Raw genomic sequence first — 16,010 nt, forward strand, 5'->3', positions numbered from 1 at the left:
ATCCCCACGCCGCGCGGTCTACGGCTTTTCGTCGACAGCCTGATCGAACTGCAACCTTTGCCGCGCGACGAAATGGTTCGGCTGCAACGCGAGTTGCCGCCCGGTCCGACCACCGTGCGCGATCTGGTCGGCAATGCTTCGGCGCTCCTGTCGGCGATGACGCACTTCGCCGGCGTCGTGACGGTGCCGCGCCAAACTGACTTCCCGCTGCGGCACATCGACTTCGTGCCGCTGCCCGATGCACGCGTACTGGTGATTCTGGTGTTCTCGGACAACCAGGTGCAGAACCGCGTGATTCAGCTGGCTAAAGCGCTGGATGGCAGCGAATTGGAGCAAGCCGCCAACTACATCAATGAACATTTCGTCGGCCTGCGCGTGGACGATATCCGTGCGCACCTGCTGCGCGAGTTGCGTGAAGCCAGCAGCGAACTCCACCAGATGCTTTCCAGTGCGGTCGAGTTGGCGGCGTCTTCGTTCGCCCCGCAAAACGAAGATGTGCTGATCAGCGGCCAGACCAACCTGATGGCGTATTCGGAGCTGGCCAATCTGGATCGCCTGCGCGAGCTTTTCGAGGCGTTCCACCAGAAGAATGAGCTGCTTCAGCTGATGGAAGTCTGCGCCAAGGCGCCCGGCGTGCGATTATTCATTGGTGAGGAATCGGGTTTCGCCGCGCTCGATGGCTGTAGCGTCGTCACGGCCAGTTACGGTGCTCAGGGTAGATTGTTGGGTGCGGTTGGCGTTATCGGGCCAACCCGAATGGCGTACGAGCGGGTGATTCCCGTGGTGCAGGCCACCGCCGGTTTGTTGAGTGAAGCCTTGAATAGGGCGGCTACGGCCTTATAAAACGCCTCGGGAGGCGGGTTTACCCGCAGTTTTTGATGGTCGGTATCACGTACCGGCCCAGGACGACGTTGGAGTTATTCATGCATAACAGCGATTCGCAGTCGCCCACCGGAACGCCGGAAAGCGGCGTACAGATTGAGTCGTCGGGCGCCGAGCTCGATTCCCTCAAGGCCAAGATCGCCGAGCTCGAAGCGGGCAACAAGGACCTGCGCGAGACCGTGCTGCGCGAGAAAGCCGAGCTGGAAAACCAGCGCCGCCGGCTGCACCGCGATCTGGAGCAGGCGCGCCGCTTTGCCAACGAGAAGCTGCTCAACGACCTGCTGCCGGTCTACGACAGTCTGGAACGTGGCCTATCGGTCGAAGGCGGCGATGTAAATGCCGTACGCGAAGGCCTCAGCCTTACGCTGAAGGAGCTCTTGCGTATCGCCAGCAACAACGGCCTGGTGCAGGTCGATCCGGTCGATCAACCGCTCGATCCGGAGCGTCACCACGCCGTCAGCATGGTGGAGGCCCCGGGCAAGGCGCCTGGCACCGTCGTCACCGTGCTGCAGAAAGGCTATGTATTGAACGATCGATTGCTGCGCCCGGCACTGGTGGCTGTGGCCAAGGACGACTGAACACGGCCTGCAATTCCAGTACTGCGGGGTTCAGCTGGTATTGAACGCTTTCAGCGCAACCCCATCTCTCAACCATTCGCGGCCGAGGGGCTGCCACAAGAGATTTCCGGAGCATACATATGGGCAAGATCATAGGCATCGACCTGGGCACGACCAACTCGTGCGTCGCCATCATGGATGGCAGCACCGCCAAAGTGATTGAGAATTCCGAAGGCGATCGCACCACACCTTCGATTGTGGCGTTTACCAAGGATGGGGAAGTGCTGGTCGGTGCGCCCGCCAAGCGTCAGAGCGTCACCAATCCGAAGAATACGTTCTATGCGGTGAAGCGCCTTATCGGCCGCAAATTCACCGACGCCGAAGTGCAGAAAGATCTGCACATCGTGCCGTACAGCATCCTTGCGCACGACAACGGCGATGCATGGGTAGCGACGGCTGACGGCAAGAAAATGGCACCGCAGGAAATCTCTGCGAAAGTGCTGATGAAGATGAAGAAGACCGCTGAGGATTATCTCGGCGAGCCGGTGACCGAAGCGGTGATCACCGTGCCGGCCTACTTCAACGACAGCCAGCGCCAGGCGACCAAGGACGCCGGCAAGATCGCCGGCCTGGAAGTGAAGCGCATCATCAACGAGCCGACCGCTGCCGCACTGGCTTACGGTCTGGACAAGAAGGGCGGCGATCGCAAGATTGCGGTGTACGACCTTGGTGGCGGTACGTTCGACGTGTCGATCATCGAAATCGCCGAAGTCGACGGCGAGAAGCAGTTCGAAGTGCTGGCTACCAACGGCGATACGTTCCTTGGTGGTGAAGACTTCGACATGCGCGTCATCGATTACCTGATCGAGGAATTCAAGAAGGATCAGGGCATCGACCTGCGCAAGGATCCGCTTGCACTGCAGCGTCTGAAAGATGCCGCCGAGCGCGCGAAGATCGAACTGTCGTCCTCGCATCAGACCGAAGTGAATCTGCCGTACGTCACGGCCGATGCCTCCGGTCCGAAGCATCTCAACATCAAGCTCACACGCGCCAAGCTCGAAGCGCTGGTGGAAGATCTGGTCAAGAAGACCATCGAACCGTGCCGCACCGCATTGAATGACGCCGGCCTGCGCGTGTCCGACATCGACGAAGTGATCCTCGTCGGCGGTCAGACCCGCATGCCGAAAGTGCAGGAGTCGGTGAAGGACTTCTTCGGCAAGGAACCGCGCAAAGATGTGAATCCGGACGAAGCCGTGGCCGTTGGCGCTGCGATTCAGGGCGGCGTGCTCGGCGGTTCCGTGAAGGACGTGCTGCTGCTCGACGTCACTCCGCTGTCGCTCGGTATCGAAACGATGGGCGGCGTGATGACCAAGCTGATCGAGAAGAACACTACGGTGCCGACCAAGGCGTCGCAGGTCTTCTCCACGGCTGACGACAATCAGACGGCTGTGACCGTGCATGTGCTGCAGGGCGAGCGCGAACGTGCGAACGCCAATAAGTCGCTGGGCAAGTTCGATCTGCAAGGTATCGATGCGGCGCCGCGTGGTCAGCCGCAGATCGAAGTGACCTTCGACATCGACGCTAACGGCATCCTGCACGTGTCGGCGAAGGACAAGAAGACTGGCAAGGAACAGAAGATCGAGATCAAGGCCGGCTCGGGTCTGTCCGAAGAAGAAATCGCGCGCATGGTGGCGGACGCCGAAGCGAACAAGGAAGAAGACAAGAAATTCCACGAGCTCGTCGGTACGCGCAACAAGGCCGATCAGTTGGTGCATGCCACGCGCAGTGCGCTGAAAGAGCATGGCGGCAAGGTGCCGGGTGCTCAGCTCAGCGAAATCGAAGGCGCGTTGTCCGACCTGGAAAAGGTCAAGGACGGCGACGACAAGGCGGCCATCGAGTCGAAGATTTCCAAGCTCGAGCAGGTGGCGCAGGCGCTTCAGGCCGCTGCGCAGGGTGGTGCGGGCGATGCCGGTGCACAGCAGCAGCACGGCCCGGGTCCGGGCGGTTCGTCGCAGCCCGATGATGTGGTCGATGCGGAATTCACGGAAGTGAAGAACGACGGCAAGTCGTCTTGATCGGTTAAAGTAGTTGAAAACGAGCGCCCGCAAGGGCGCTCGTTGCCGTTGGAGGGGAGGCGATGGAAAAGGGGCGGCTCGAAGCCTTCAGCGATGGCGTATTGGCCATCATCATTACCATCATGGTGCTGGAACTGAAGGTGCCGCACGGCGACAGCTGGGACGTGCTGTTCCCGCAGTGGCCGGTGTTCCTGAGCTACGTGTTGAGCTTCGTCTACGTGGGCATTTACTGGAACAATCATCATCACTTGCTGCAAGCCGCCGAGAAAGTGAATGGCGGTGTGCTCTGGATGAATCTCCATCTGTTGTTCTGGCTGTCGTTGATGCCGGTGGCAACAGGCTGGATGGGCGAAAACCATTTCGCCCGGTTACCGGTGGCGTTGTATGGCTTTGTGCTGTTGATGTGTGCGATCGCGTGGGTGCCTTTGCAGTACTGCCTGATCGCTGCCAACGGTGGCCGTGAATCCCTGCTGGCACAAGCGGTAGGCCGCGACTGGAAAGGCAAGGTCGCCGTCACCATGTACCTGATTGGCATCTTGCTGGCGTTCGTGGCGCCGTGGGTGTCGTGTTTACTTTATGCCACGGTGGCTGCGATCTGGTTCATTCCCGATCGGCGCATCGAATCGCGGATCAAGCAATGAGCAAGCGTGACTATTACGAAATTCTGAGTGTCGAACGAACGGTTACCGAAGGGGAGCTGAAAAAGTCCTTTCGTCGTCTGGCGATGAAATATCACCCGGACCGTTGCCCGGACGATCCGCACGCGCAGGAAAAATTCAAAGAGGCCAAGGAGGCCTACGAAGTTCTGTCCGACCCGCAGAAACGTTCGATGTACGACCAGTACGGGCACGCCGCTTTTGAAAATGGCATGGGCGGTCGTGGCGCCGGTGGTTTCGGCGACATGGGCGACATCTTTGGCGATATTTTTGGCGATATTTTCGGTGGCGGCGGCGGTCGCGGACGCCCGCGTCGCGGTTCGGATCTGCGCTACATCATGGAACTGGATCTCGAAGAAGCCGTGTTCGGTAGCGAGAAGAAGTTCGACATTCCCACGCAGGTGAATTGCCATCACTGCAATGGCAGCGGTTCGGACGATGGTAAAACCGTTACCTGCAGAACCTGTGGCGGCCACGGTCGCGTGCGCATGCAGAATGGGATTTTTTCCATCCAGCAAACGTGTCCGCATTGCGCAGGCAGCGGTCGCACGATCGAGAAACCGTGCAAGGAGTGCCACGGTGAAGGTCGTCTGGAAGAAACACGCACGTTGTCCGTGAATATTCCGGCAGGCGTCGACAATGGCGATCGCATCCGTCTGACCGGGCAGGGCGAAGCCGGCCCGGCAGGCACGGAACCCGGCGATCTGTACGTGGAAGTGCGTGTGCGCGAGCACGCCATCTTCCAGCGCGAAGGCAACAACCTTTATTGCGAACTGCCTATTCGCTTCGCGCAAGCCGCGTTGGGTGCGGAGCTGCAGGTTCCCACCCTTGATGGCGAAGTGCCGATTGCGATTCCCGCCGAAACGCAAACGGGTCAGCAGTTCACGCTGCGCGGGCGCGGTGTGAAATCGGTGCGTGGCGGTCGTACGGGTGATCTGATCTGCCGTGTCGTTGTCGAAACACCGGTGCGTCTGACACGCGAACAGCGCGACTTGTTTGAACAGCTGGAAGCAACCTTTGCCAATGGCGAGGCCGACAAGCACACGCCACGTGCCAAGACCTGGGTCGATGGCGTCAAGCAGTTCTGGTCGCGCGTCACCTCGTAAAGCACTACTTGTCGCCCGGCCTTGTTGCCAGTTCGGGCAAACGCGCTACCCTGTTCCGATAGATCGAGGAACAGTCGCATGACGCAACCTATCCGTGTTGCCATCAATGGTGCGTCCGGCCGCATGGGCCGGGCGCTGCTCGCGCTGGTACGCGAAGATCGCCGCTTCGAGCTGGTGCATGCGGGTGTTTCCGCGGGATCGGATCATGATGGCAAACCGGTGTTCGGCGAGCTGTCCACGTCGATTCGCTATAGCCACGACTGGCAGTCGGCACGTAACGCCGATGTGATCGTCGACTTCAGCGGTCCGGATGGACTTGCCGCGGCTTTGACGCATTGCGTGGAACACGGTGCGGCGCTTGTTACCGGCACTACCGGCATCGATGCATCGCTTCAAAAACGGGTGACAGAAGCTGCCTCGCGCATCGCAGTGTTGCATGCAGCAAACTTCAGCCTCGGCGTTGCGGTGCTGACACGCCTGCTGCGCGAAGCCGCTGCGGCGTTGCCGGATTGGGATCTGGAAATCATCGAATCGCATCACTCGCGAAAGGAAGATGCGCCTTCAGGCACCGCGCTTGCGCTAGGACATGTCGCCGCCGATGCGCGTGGAACCACGCTGGAGAAAGATGGCGTATTCGCGCGCGAGGGACGGCCGGGTGCGCGTCCTCGTGGTGCGATCGGCTTTGCCGTCGTGCGCGGCGGCGATGTTGTCGGAGAACACGAGGCTTTGCTGTTAGGTCAGGGCGAGCGCGTAGAGTTGAGCCATCGCGCCACCGACCGCTCGATCTTCGCGCGCGGTGCGCTGGAAGCCGCGGCTTGGCTGGCAGGTCACCAGCCAGGTGCTTACAGCATCGATCAAATGCTGCAGTCGCGGCAGGCAAAAACGACCGCATAGACCGTCGACCGGTTGTTCGTATTCCCGGACCCCTGTACCATCCGCCCCGTTGTCATTGGGGAGTAGCCATCCTCGCTGCACAAGGCGCCACGCCTTCGTACCGGGGAATCCGCGTCAACATACTTGAAGCCTTGATGCTTCATGGCGCGGATGGTTGTCGCAGACAGTCACGTCAGCGATGGTCCGGCGAGACCTTTGGCCACACACGACTCACCCCGCCGGGCGAGGACGTGCGTGTGCCATGGGTTTTCTCGCTCGCCCGGCCCGGAATGTTCCATGCTCATCACGACGCTGCTCTTCCTGCTGTCCGCCGGGGTCATTTATTTGGCCTGCGAGTATTTCGTCAACGGCATCGAATGGCTGGGGCAAAAGCTCAATCTGAGTGCGACCGCCACCGGCACTGTGCTTGCGGCATTCGGTACGGCGTTGCCCGAGAGCGCAGTGACCTTCGTTGCGGTAATCCTTGGACGAACGCCTGAAGTTCGCGATATCGGCGTCGGCGCGGCGATGGGCGGTCCGCTGGTGCTCGCTACCATTGCTTATGCCGTGGTCGGCGTCGCCTTGTGGATCAATTGCCGCCGTCTGGGTCGAAACGACACACGAGTACGCGCGGGAGAAACGCGGCTTGCGCGCGATCAGGCGTGGTTTCTTTCGATTTTTGTTGTGAAGTGCACGCTTGGTCTGATCGCCTTCGCGTTTAAGCCATGGCTTGGCGTGCTGTTTCTCGCTGCCTACGCACTTTACGTGTGGCGGGAGCTTAATCACAACGATGAAACGTCTAATGATGAAGCGCTTGAGCCACTGAAATTTCAGCCCCGTTCGGAAGTGCCGACGTTGACAATGGTCGTGATACAGACCGTGTTCGCGCTAGTGGTGATTGCTGTCGCTTCCCACGTTTTCGTATCGCAAATCGAATCAATTGGCGTGGCGATGCATTTGCCGCCGCATCTGGTAGCGCTCCTGCTGAGCCCGGTTGCGACGGAATTACCTGAAACGATGAACGCGCTTATCTGGGTGCGTCAGGGTAAAGAACGCTTGGCGCTTGCCAATATTTCGGGCGCGATGATGATTCAGGCCACTGTGCCCAGCGCCTTGGGCCTGTTTGCGACGCCGTGGATGTTCGACAAGCCGCTGATCGCGTCGGGCATTGTCACCACGCTTGCGATCGTCTATCTGTGTTGGCTGTTCCATCGAGGACGCGTCGACGGGCGTTGGCTGGTGCCGGTCGGATTGCTCTACGGGGTGTTCGCCCTTTACGTGGGGTGGCACTTTTTCAGCGCGTGAAGAGCGAAAGGTTTACGCGTCGCGCGTCTTGTGCGACGCGCTGCGATCGCGATCGGCACCCAGCTTACGGTCCAGTACGCCAAAGATTTTCTTGAAGGCGCGCGAAAACTTTCCGCGCTTGGTCTTACGCAACTTCTCTTCTTCACTGGTAAGCCACGCCACCTGGATCACGCGGCGCTCCCCTTCGTAGGGCAGGTGACCGTGGAAGGAGTTGTCGCAACGCTTGAACACGGCGAACTCGCCATATAGCGGCTTGAGTTCGGGCGCGGCCATATCGTCGATGTTGTCGATTCGATTCAAGAAACGCAGGCAGCCATCGCTAGTGTCCGGCCACTGCGTGTTCAAGTAGAGCAGGGCGGTGGCGACTTTCGAGCGACTATCCGTATGGATGGTGCCGTGACGCTTGTTCAGCGCGCGGCACAAGGTCACCAGCGTCGGATATTGGCCCAGATTTTCGATGCCCAGATGGCGCCCGATCGCGCTGGCGAACTGCGGCGTGGTCATCTGCTCGACAAGCGCATTGACCGACGGGCCACAGTCCACCGGGTCATAAGGGAAGAAGCCTGCGCTGGCGTACTTGGGGAAGTCGCGCTCCAGGTCGCCGCGTGCATCATCCGGCAGCTGGCCGTGCGCAATCATGAACGGGAAGGGTTGCTCCCGTATATCCGTATCGGGACGGTCAAGTCGGATCGGATCGAGCAACACAGTCGCATTCATGAAGTATGGGAGGTTCACCGGCTAAGTAGCCGCCAGTCTAGCGCGAGAGCGACACACCTGACGCGTCGTGGCGCGTTTTTCATGACCGGTTTAGGTGGACAGAAAGGCCGCCACCGCTTAAAATTTATACCCGCCCGAGACTCTCCATGACCCAAGGTCCACAAGCCTGCTTTGTTGCGGCTTGCGGACTTTGCTGCACCTAAAGGCGGCCCCACATGCCCATTTCCGCTCTGCTTGCCCTCGAAGACGGCAGCGTATTTCACGGCCACTCCGTGGGTGCGACTGGCGACACCGTTGGCGAAGTTGTTTTCAACACAGCGATGACGGGCTATCAGGAGATCCTCACCGATCCTTCCTATGCCCGCCAGATCGTCACCCTTACGTACCCCCACATCGGCAATACTGGCTGCAACGACGAAGACGCCGAATCGACCGCCGTCCACACCGCCGGCCTGATCGTTCGCGACGTCCCTCGCCGCGCAAGCAACTGGCGTAGCACCGAAAGCCTGCCCGATTACCTCAAGCGCCACGGCATCGTCGCCATTGCTGGTATCGATACGCGCCGTCTTACCCGCATTCTTCGCGACAAAGGTGCACAGAACGGTTGCATCGTTGCTGGCGAATCGATCGATGTCGACGCGGCGCTCGCCAAGGCGCGCGCGTTCCCCGGATTGAACGGCATGGATCTGGCCAAGGTAGTCAGTGTCGACAAGTCTTACGGCTGGAACGAAGGCGTCTATGACCTCGACCGCACGGCGTTCCGTCAGCCGGCGAAGCGTTTCAAGGTCGTCGCCTACGACTATGGCGTGAAGCGCAACATTCTTCGCCTGCTCGCCGAGCAGGGGTGCGAGATCACTGTCGTACCCGCGCAAACATCTGCGTCCGACGTGCTGGCCATGAAGCCCGATGGCGTGTTTCTTTCCAACGGACCGGGCGATCCGGCCGCGTGCGATTACGCGATTGCCGCCACGCGCGAATTCCTCGATGCGAAGATTCCGTTGTTCGGCATCTGCCTAGGTCATCAGATCATGGGCGCTGCGGTCGGTGCGAAGACATTGAAGATGAAATTCGGTCATCACGGTGCAAACCATCCGGTGAAAGATCACGACGATGGTCGCGTGTTGATCACCTCGCAGAACCACGGCTTCGCGGTCGATGCCGCGACGCTGCCTTCCAATGTGCGCATTACGCATACCTCGTTGTTCGATGGTTCGCTGCAAGGCTTCGCACTTACCGATCGTCCAGCGTTCTGCTTCCAAGGCCACCCGGAAGCTAGTCCAGGTCCGCACGACATTGGTTATCTGTTCGATCGTTTTGCCAAGCTGATGCAGGAGGCCCGCTGAGATGGCCAAACGTACCGATATCAAGAGCATTCTCATCATCGGGGCCGGTCCGATCGTCATCGGCCAGGCCTGCGAGTTCGACTACTCCGGCGCGCAGGCATGCAAAGCGCTGAAGGAAGAGGGCTACCGCGTCATCCTGGTGAACTCCAACCCCGCCACGATCATGACCGATCCGGAGACGGCCGATGCCGTCTACATCGAGCCGATCAACTGGCAGACGGTGGAACGCATCATCGCGAAAGAACGCCCGGATGCTGTGCTGCCGACGATGGGCGGCCAGACCGGTTTGAACTGCGCACTCGATCTGGCCGACAACGGTGTACTCGAGAAGTACGGAGTCGAACTGATCGGTGCATCGCGCGAAGCCATTCGCATGGCCGAAGACCGCGAGCTGTTCCGCGTCGCGATGTCGGAAATCGGTCTGGAGTGCCCGAAAGCAGCAGTGGCGCGTTCCTTCGAACAGGCTGTGGAAATCCAGACCACCGTGGGTTATCCGACGATCATTCGCCCCAGCTTCACGCTGGGCGGTTCGGGCGGCGGCATTGCCTACAACCGCGAAGAATTCGAAGAGATCGTCAAGCGCGGCCTGGAGCTTTCGCCGGTACACGAAGTGCTGGTGGAAGAATCTGTGCTCGGCTGGAAAGAATTCGAGATGGAAGTGGTTCGCGACAAAGCGGACAACTGCATCATCGTGTGCTCGATCGAAAACCTCGATCCGATGGGTGTCCACACGGGCGACTCGATCACCGTCGCGCCCGCACAGACACTCACTGACAAGGAATACCAGCGCCTGCGCGACGCCTCCATCGCCGTGCTGCGCAAGATCGGTGTGGATACGGGCGGCTCCAATGTGCAGTTCGGTGTAAATGCCGAAACCGGCCGCGTCGTTGTCATCGAGATGAATCCGCGCGTGTCGCGTTCGTCGGCGCTGGCCTCGAAGGCGACGGGTTTTCCCATTGCCAAGATCGCAGCGAAGCTCGCTGTCGGTTACACGCTCGATGAACTGAAGAACGACATCACCGGTGGTCTCACGCCGGCATCGTTCGAGCCGACCATCGACTACGTCGTCACCAAGATTCCGCGCTTTGCCTTCGAGAAATTCCCTCAGGCCGATGCACGTCTCACGACCCAGATGAAGTCGGTGGGTGAAGTGATGGCGATGGGCCGCAGTTTCCACGAATCGCTGCAGAAGGCGTTGCGCGGCCTGGAAATCGGCAAGACCGGTCTTAATCCGACGGGTCTGGACATCGACACGGAAGATGGTCTGGCAACGCTCAAGCGCGAACTGCGCGAGCCGCGTCCGGATCGCGTGTTCCATCTGGCCGATGCGTTCCGTGCAGGCCTCACGCTTGAAGAAGTCCACGAACTGAGTCGTGTCGATCCATGGTTCCTCGCGGCCTTCGAAGACATCGTTCTGACTGAAAAGGAAGTGCAGGAGCAAGGCCTTTCTGCGCTGGACGCATCGCGCATGCGCGAACTTAAGCGCCTTGGTTTTTCCGATGCGCGTATCGCCGAGCTGACCAGCACGAACGAAGCGGCGATTCGTCATCTGCGCCGCACGTTGGGCGTTCGCCCGGTCTACAAACGCGTGGACTCCTGCGCCGCCGAATTCGCCACGCACACGGCTTATATGTATTCGACCTACGAGGAAGAGTGCGAAGCCAATCCGACCAACCGCGACAAGATCATCGTGCTGGGCGGCGGTCCGAACCGTATCGGTCAAGGTATCGAATTCGACTATTGCTGCGTGCATGCTGCGCTCGCACTGCGCGAAGACGGATTCGAGACCATCATGGTCAACTGCAATCCGGAAACGGTCTCGACCGACTACGACACGTCCGATCGCTTGTATTTCGAGCCGTTGACGCTCGAAGACGTGCTGGAAATAGTCGACCTTGAAAAACCGAAAGGCGTCATCGTGCAGTACGGCGGTCAGACGCCGCTCAAGCTCGCTCGTGCACTGGAAGCGGCCGGCGTGCCGGTCATTGGTACATCGCCCGATTCGATCGATCTGGCCGAAGATCGCGAACGCTTCCAGCAAATGATCACCAAGCTGGGTCTGACGCAGCCGCCGAATCGCACTGCGCGCAATGCCGATGAAGCGTTGGCGCTGGCGCGCGAGATCGGTTATCCGCTCGTCGTGCGTCCCAGCTATGTGCTGGGCGGTCGCGCGATGGAGGTCGTGTACGACGACGCGGATCTTTCGCGCTACATCCGCGAAGCCGTGCAGGTGTCGAACGATTCGCCCGTGCTGCTGGATCGCTTCCTCGATCACGCGGTCGAAGTGGACGTCGACATCATTGCCGACACGACGGGCAACGTGCTCGTTGGCGGCATCATGGAGCACATCGAAGAAGCTGGCGTGCATTCGGGCGATTCGTCCTGCTCGCTGCCGCCTTATTCGCTGTCACCTGCGATCCAGGACGAACTGCGTCGACAAGTCAGCCTGATGGCGAAGGAACTGAAAGTCATTGGCCTGATGAACACGCAGTTTGCGATTCAGGGCGACACAGTATTCATTCTGGAAGTGAATCCGCGCGCATCGCGCACGGTGCCGTTCGTTTCCAAGGCGACAGGCGTTCCCCTCGCTAAGATCGCGGCACGTTGCATGGCTGGCCGCAGCCTGGCGGAGCAGGGAACCACACGCGAAGTCATTCCGGCTTACTACTCAGTAAAGGAAGCTATCTTCCCGTTCCTGAAGTTCCAGAACGTCGATCCGATCCTCGGGCCGGAAATGCGTTCGACGGGCGAAGTGATGGGTGTGGGTCGCAGCTTCGGCGCTGCGTTTGCACGCGGCCATGATGCAGCCGGCATCAAGACACCGCCCAAAGGCAAAGTGTTTGTTTCGGTACGAGATGCTGACAAGGACCGCCTGCTGTCTATTGCAAAAGACATCATGGCGCGCGGTTTCAGTCTTGTCGCCACGTCCGGTACAGCCGCCTACCTCACGAGCCATGGCGTTGCGTGCGAGCGCATCAACAAGGTGCTCGAAGGTCGCCCGCATATCGTCGATCTGATCAAGAACGGCGAAATCGTCTATATCGTCAACACCACTGAGGGCAAGCAGGCGATCGCCGACTCGTTCTCGATCCGCCGCGAAGCCTTGCAGCATCGCGTTACCTACTCAACCACCGTCGCAGGCGCGCGCGCGCTGGTGCATTCGCTGGATTTCCACGATACCGGCGAAGTGCACAGTCTGCAGGAACTTCACAAGGAGCTGAGCGCATGAGTCGCGCCCCCATTACCAAGGTAGGTTCGGAACGCTTGCGCGGCGAACTGGATCGTTTGAAGTCGGTCGAGCGCCCGAAGATCATCGCGGCGATTGCCGAAGCCCGCGCACACGGCGATTTGAAAGAAAACGCCGAGTATCACGCAGCGCGCGAACAGCAGAGCTTCATCGAGGGTCGCATCGCCGAGCTGGAAGCCGCGCTGTCGACGGCCGAAGTCATCGACGTGTCGCGCCTGACGCCGGGCAACAAGGTTGTGTTCGGTGCCACGGTGGACCTGGAAGACGAAGACAGCGGTGAGGCGGTGACGTATCAGATCGTTGGCGATCTTGAAGCCGACATCAAGCAGCGCTTGATCGCCGTGTCCTCGCCGATTGCACGCGCGCTGATCGGTAAAAGCGCAGGCGATAGCTTCGAGTTCAAAGCACCCAACGGTGTGAAGCATTACGAAATCACGGGCGTCAGTTACCAATAGGCGTTCCAAAAGCAACTAAGTTTGTACAAACAAGGCTCCGTAGAAATACGGAGCCTTGTTTGTTTCAAATCGCCGCCAGCGGCACTTACGGATTCTGAGGACAGAACCCGGAGATAAGAGCCGATGCTTCTTCCGGTGCGTCTTTGATAGGGTGGTACATAAGAAGAATCTGCAGATCGAGGACGCAATGAACCACGATCGGCACCAAAAGATTTCCGGTGAGAATGGCGAGCAGGCCAAGCATCAAGCCAGCGATCATCGTTCTCACGACGCCCGTCGCTCCTTGGTAGATGTGACCACATCCAAAAGCGAGCGAGCTAAGCAACCACGCAAGTGTGATACCGAGTGCAGGACCTCCATAGAGATGTCCTCGCAGATATTGAAGCAGAAATCCTCGGTACAGCAGTTCTTCGCATACACCCGCAGTGACGCTGACGAGTGCCCACCATAGTCGTTCTGATGTCGTCACTGGCATCATGAAGACCAAGGAAGGCATCGCTTTGCGATAGCGCAGTCGAACGCTTGGGTTGAATGCACATTTAATGCCGGGCCAGAGCGCTAATAGGAAAAAGGTTGTTACGCATACGGCAGCTGCATAGTGAGCAATCCGATTGTGGAAGAGCCAAAACGCTTCACCGGCTCGTGGTGCTACCCAAAACAAGGTTGTGAATGAGGTCAGCGCGAGCACGATGACCGTCGCCAGCGATGTCGAGGTGACTATCTTGCGATAGATGGCGAGTCGGGCTGTGCTGCTGCTGAATTCCTTCAGTCGCTTTAGCCCACGCAAGTCGGCGAAAGGTACGACCGCCGCAAGCGTAATGGCCACGATGTCTTGAGCGACGCCAACGGTGCGTTGCACGTCCATGGAGACCCCAAAAAGTAAATGTGAATTTACATTTACATATTTCCTGCTTACTGTCTAGTCATGCCGAAGACAAAAAAACGCCCCGAGCACGAGCCCAAGCAGCAGCGAAGTCGGGAAACGCTGGACCGCCTGCTCGCGGCAACGATCAAAATCCTGGATCAGGAGGGTATGGAAGGCGCAGTGATTCCGAAAATAGCCGCCGCGGCCAAGGTTGCTCCGGCGAGCGTTTACCGGCGCTTTGCGGACAAGGATGCATTGCTGCGATCTGCCTTCCTGCACATGCTGCGCAAAAGCAATGAGACCAATCGCGAGCTCCTTGGAAAAGCGCTGCTTCGGAAGACCCTGGAAGAAAGCGCTGCGGAGCTAATGAACGGATTGTTGGAGCAATACAAACGCCATCCTCGCTTGATGCGAGCGTTGGCGAAATTCGTGGAGACGGATGCGGACCCTGATTTTGCGAGAGAGAGTCGATTGCATGTGGCCGAAAACATCAGCCTCATCGTGGACGCTTTGCTGGCTTTTAGAGGGGAGATTGAACACCGCTTTCCCCGCCGCGCGCTTCAATTTGCGGTGCTTACAGCAGCTAGTGCGATCGAAGGTTATGCGCTCGATCCATCGTCCATGTGGCACGTAGTGGCTCCGGTTTCGGAGAAAGAGCTGAAGGCTGAGCTGGCGCGCGGTTTCGTGGCTTATTTGCGGCACCGATGAAAATCGCATGCATGGAAGCCCTGCATTTGGGCATAAAAAAAGCCGCTTCGCAGCGGCTTTTTCATGTATTCGTAGCGCTAATCAACGCTGACGCGCTTTGAAGCGCGGGTTGCTCTTGCAGATCACGAACACTTTGCCGCGACGGCGCACAACCTTGCAGTCACGGTGCCGCTGCTTGGCGGACTTCAAAGAGGAAAGCACCTTCACGGCAGGCTCCTGAAACGATGTGAGTCAAAGAAAGCGTAGAAGTATAACTATTTGAATCACTTATCACAAGCCTAAGACTTGCTTGGCCTCAGAAACCGTTTGAAGGAACTGCTGGACCACCGGCGAGGGGTTTTCAATGCGACTGGCAACGGCCAGAAGCAGGTAGGCGTCCGGATCGGCCAGAGGGACATAACTCACCCCTGCCAGCTGGACGGCCCGCATGCTGGCAGGGACAAGCGCCAGGCCGATGCCCGCGGCAACCAGTGCGATCAGGCCGTTGATCTGCTGGGCCTGCTGCCGTACCAACGGATGAAAACCAGCCCTGGCGGCGAGCAGAACCAGTCTGTCGTACAGCGTTGCGGCAAGTTCGCGCGGTTGGATTACAAACGGTTCGCCAGCGATCTCGCCTATTTCCAGGCTTGGACGTCCAGCCAGACGGTGACCCGAGGGCAGGGCGAGCAGAAGCGGCTCGCGATCGATAACATCCAGCCGCAAAGCGTGAGCGTCTTCCTCGTGGCTGGGTTCGTCACGCACGAAACCGACGTCGATCTGACCGGCGCGCAGCGCTGTAAATTGAGGCTCGGTATACATCTCGCTAAGCCATACACGAACATTCGGTGCGTTCTGGCCAAGCCGCAGCAGGATTTGCGGCAGAGCGGGGTGAAAGGACACCGATACGGTGTAAGCCAGTTTGAGATGCCCGCTGAATCCTGCTGCGGCTTCTGTCACCTTGACCCGCGTTTCCTCTGCCATCGCAAGAATCTGACGCGCCTGTTCGAGGAAGATTTGGCCGGGGGCGGTCAAGCTGACATTCCTCTTATCCCGGTCGAGCAGCCGAATGCCTAGATCCTGCTCAAGTGCCTGGATCTGCTGGGACAGGGGAGGTTGCGACAAATACAAGCGCTGCGCAGCCCGCGTAAAGCTGAGCTCTTCGGCTACCGCCACGAAATAGCGCAATTGGCGAAAATCAAACATATATGACTTTCGTATTAATAGGGGGCTAAATATATATTT

Annotated in this window: 15 protein-coding genes and 1 riboswitch; of the genes, 11 read left to right on the forward strand and 4 right to left on the reverse strand. The window is 59.1% G+C overall.

From position 1 onward, the window contains the following. From hrcA to VK725_RS01860, 7 genes are all read left to right on the forward strand, one after another. Positions 1-843: heat-inducible transcriptional repressor HrcA (gene hrcA, locus VK725_RS01830; protein WP_325316354.1), on the forward strand; the 843-nt coding region annotated here is incomplete at its 5' end. Between the two features lie 80 nt (positions 844-923). Then, entirely contained in the window at positions 924-1,460 is a 537-nt protein-coding gene (grpE, locus tag VK725_RS01835; RefSeq protein WP_325316355.1) for a nucleotide exchange factor GrpE, read from the forward strand. Between the two features lie 119 nt (positions 1,461-1,579). Continuing rightward, positions 1,580-3,514 carry a molecular chaperone DnaK gene (dnaK, locus tag VK725_RS01840; protein WP_325316356.1) on the forward strand — a complete coding sequence of 645 codons (1,935 nt, stop codon included), beginning with the start codon at positions 1,580-1,582 and terminating at the stop codon, positions 3,512-3,514. Positions 3,515-3,576: 62 nt separating this feature from the next. Beyond that, entirely contained in the window at positions 3,577-4,155 is a 579-nt protein-coding gene (locus VK725_RS01845; protein WP_325316357.1) for a TMEM175 family protein, read from the forward strand. Beyond that, positions 4,152-5,276: a molecular chaperone DnaJ gene (gene dnaJ / locus VK725_RS01850; RefSeq protein WP_325316358.1), complete on the forward strand. Its 1,125-nt coding sequence runs from the start codon at positions 4,152-4,154 to the stop codon at positions 5,274-5,276. The genes VK725_RS01845 and dnaJ overlap by 4 nt, the downstream gene beginning before the upstream one ends. A gap of 78 nt (positions 5,277-5,354) precedes the next feature. Continuing rightward, complete coding sequence (gene dapB, locus VK725_RS01855; RefSeq protein WP_325316359.1) at positions 5,355-6,170, forward strand: 4-hydroxy-tetrahydrodipicolinate reductase; 816 nt, start codon at positions 5,355-5,357, stop codon at positions 6,168-6,170. A gap of 45 nt (positions 6,171-6,215) precedes the next feature. Then, positions 6,216-6,445, forward strand: a riboswitch (yybP-ykoY riboswitch). A gap of 1 nt (position 6,446) precedes the next feature. Continuing rightward, positions 6,447-7,454: a sodium:calcium antiporter gene (locus tag VK725_RS01860; protein ID WP_325316360.1), complete on the forward strand. Its 1,008-nt coding sequence runs from the start codon at positions 6,447-6,449 to the stop codon at positions 7,452-7,454. A gap of 12 nt (positions 7,455-7,466) precedes the next feature. Here the strand turns inward: VK725_RS01860 and VK725_RS01865 are convergent, their stop codons facing one another. Further along, a complete protein-coding gene (locus tag VK725_RS01865; protein WP_325316361.1) occupies positions 7,467-8,171 on the reverse strand; it encodes a 2OG-Fe(II) oxygenase in 705 nt (234 codons plus the stop codon). Positions 8,172-8,386: 215 nt separating this feature from the next. On the opposite strand from VK725_RS01865, the gene carA reads away from it, so the two are divergent. From carA to greA, 3 genes are read left to right on the forward strand one after another with little or no spacing between them, the layout of a single operon-like run. Next, entirely contained in the window at positions 8,387-9,514 is a 1,128-nt protein-coding gene (gene carA / locus VK725_RS01870; RefSeq protein ID WP_325316362.1) for a glutamine-hydrolyzing carbamoyl-phosphate synthase small subunit, read from the forward strand. 1 nt (position 9,515) lies between these two features. After that, positions 9,516-12,743 carry a carbamoyl-phosphate synthase large subunit gene (gene carB / locus VK725_RS01875; RefSeq protein WP_325316363.1) on the forward strand — a complete coding sequence of 1,076 codons (3,228 nt, stop codon included), beginning with the start codon at positions 9,516-9,518 and terminating at the stop codon, positions 12,741-12,743. Beyond that, entirely contained in the window at positions 12,740-13,216 is a 477-nt protein-coding gene (gene greA / locus VK725_RS01880) for a transcription elongation factor GreA (protein ID WP_325316364.1), read from the forward strand. The genes carB and greA overlap by 4 nt, the downstream gene beginning before the upstream one ends. An 85-nt stretch (positions 13,217-13,301) precedes the next feature. Here the strand turns inward: greA and VK725_RS01885 are convergent, their stop codons facing one another. Beyond that, complete coding sequence (locus VK725_RS01885) at positions 13,302-14,081, reverse strand: CPBP family intramembrane glutamic endopeptidase (RefSeq protein WP_325316365.1); 780 nt, start codon at positions 14,079-14,081, stop codon at positions 13,302-13,304. Positions 14,082-14,141: 60 nt separating this feature from the next. On the opposite strand from VK725_RS01885, the gene VK725_RS01890 reads away from it, so the two are divergent. Continuing rightward, complete coding sequence (locus VK725_RS01890) at positions 14,142-14,789, forward strand: TetR/AcrR family transcriptional regulator (protein ID WP_325316366.1); 648 nt, start codon at positions 14,142-14,144, stop codon at positions 14,787-14,789. A gap of 81 nt (positions 14,790-14,870) precedes the next feature. Here VK725_RS01890 and ykgO read toward each other — a convergent pair whose 3' ends face one another. Continuing rightward, the gene (gene ykgO, locus VK725_RS01895) at positions 14,871-14,996 is read right to left on the reverse strand and encodes a type B 50S ribosomal protein L36 (RefSeq protein ID WP_008215056.1); all 126 of its coding nucleotides are present in this window, start codon (positions 14,994-14,996) and stop codon (positions 14,871-14,873) included. A 63-nt stretch (positions 14,997-15,059) separates the two neighbouring features. Further along, entirely contained in the window at positions 15,060-15,971 is a 912-nt protein-coding gene (locus VK725_RS01900; RefSeq protein WP_325316367.1) for a LysR family transcriptional regulator, read from the reverse strand. Positions 15,972-16,010: the final 39 nt, after the last annotated feature.

This window comes from Dyella sp., assembly GCF_035486915.1.
Classification (GTDB): Bacteria; Pseudomonadota; Gammaproteobacteria; order Xanthomonadales; family Rhodanobacteraceae; genus Dyella_B.

What these genes read in the sequence shown, in the direction of transcription:
- grpE (WP_325316355.1), top strand. Translation starts at nt 924, where the DNA reads ATGCATAACAGCGATTCGCAGTCGCCCACCGGAACGCCGGAAAGCGGC.
- dnaK (WP_325316356.1), top strand. Translation starts at nt 1,580, where the DNA reads ATGGGCAAGATCATAGGCATCGACCTGGGCACGACCAACTCGTGCGTC.
- VK725_RS01845 (WP_325316357.1), top strand. Translation starts at nt 3,577, where the DNA reads ATGGAAAAGGGGCGGCTCGAAGCCTTCAGCGATGGCGTATTGGCCATC.
- dnaJ (WP_325316358.1), top strand. Translation starts at nt 4,152, where the DNA reads ATGAGCAAGCGTGACTATTACGAAATTCTGAGTGTCGAACGAACGGTT.
- dapB (WP_325316359.1), top strand. Translation starts at nt 5,355, where the DNA reads ATGACGCAACCTATCCGTGTTGCCATCAATGGTGCGTCCGGCCGCATG.
- VK725_RS01860 (WP_325316360.1), top strand. Translation starts at nt 6,447, where the DNA reads ATGCTCATCACGACGCTGCTCTTCCTGCTGTCCGCCGGGGTCATTTAT.
- VK725_RS01865 (WP_325316361.1), bottom strand. Translation starts at nt 8,171, where the DNA reads ATGAATGCGACTGTGTTGCTCGATCCGATCCGACTTGACCGTCCCGAT.
- carA (WP_325316362.1), top strand. Translation starts at nt 8,387, where the DNA reads ATGCCCATTTCCGCTCTGCTTGCCCTCGAAGACGGCAGCGTATTTCAC.
- carB (WP_325316363.1), top strand. Translation starts at nt 9,516, where the DNA reads ATGGCCAAACGTACCGATATCAAGAGCATTCTCATCATCGGGGCCGGT.
- greA (WP_325316364.1), top strand. Translation starts at nt 12,740, where the DNA reads ATGAGTCGCGCCCCCATTACCAAGGTAGGTTCGGAACGCTTGCGCGGC.
- VK725_RS01885 (WP_325316365.1), bottom strand. Translation starts at nt 14,081, where the DNA reads ATGGACGTGCAACGCACCGTTGGCGTCGCTCAAGACATCGTGGCCATT.
- VK725_RS01890 (WP_325316366.1), top strand. Translation starts at nt 14,142, where the DNA reads ATGCCGAAGACAAAAAAACGCCCCGAGCACGAGCCCAAGCAGCAGCGA.
- VK725_RS01900 (WP_325316367.1), bottom strand. Translation starts at nt 15,971, where the DNA reads ATGTTTGATTTTCGCCAATTGCGCTATTTCGTGGCGGTAGCCGAAGAG.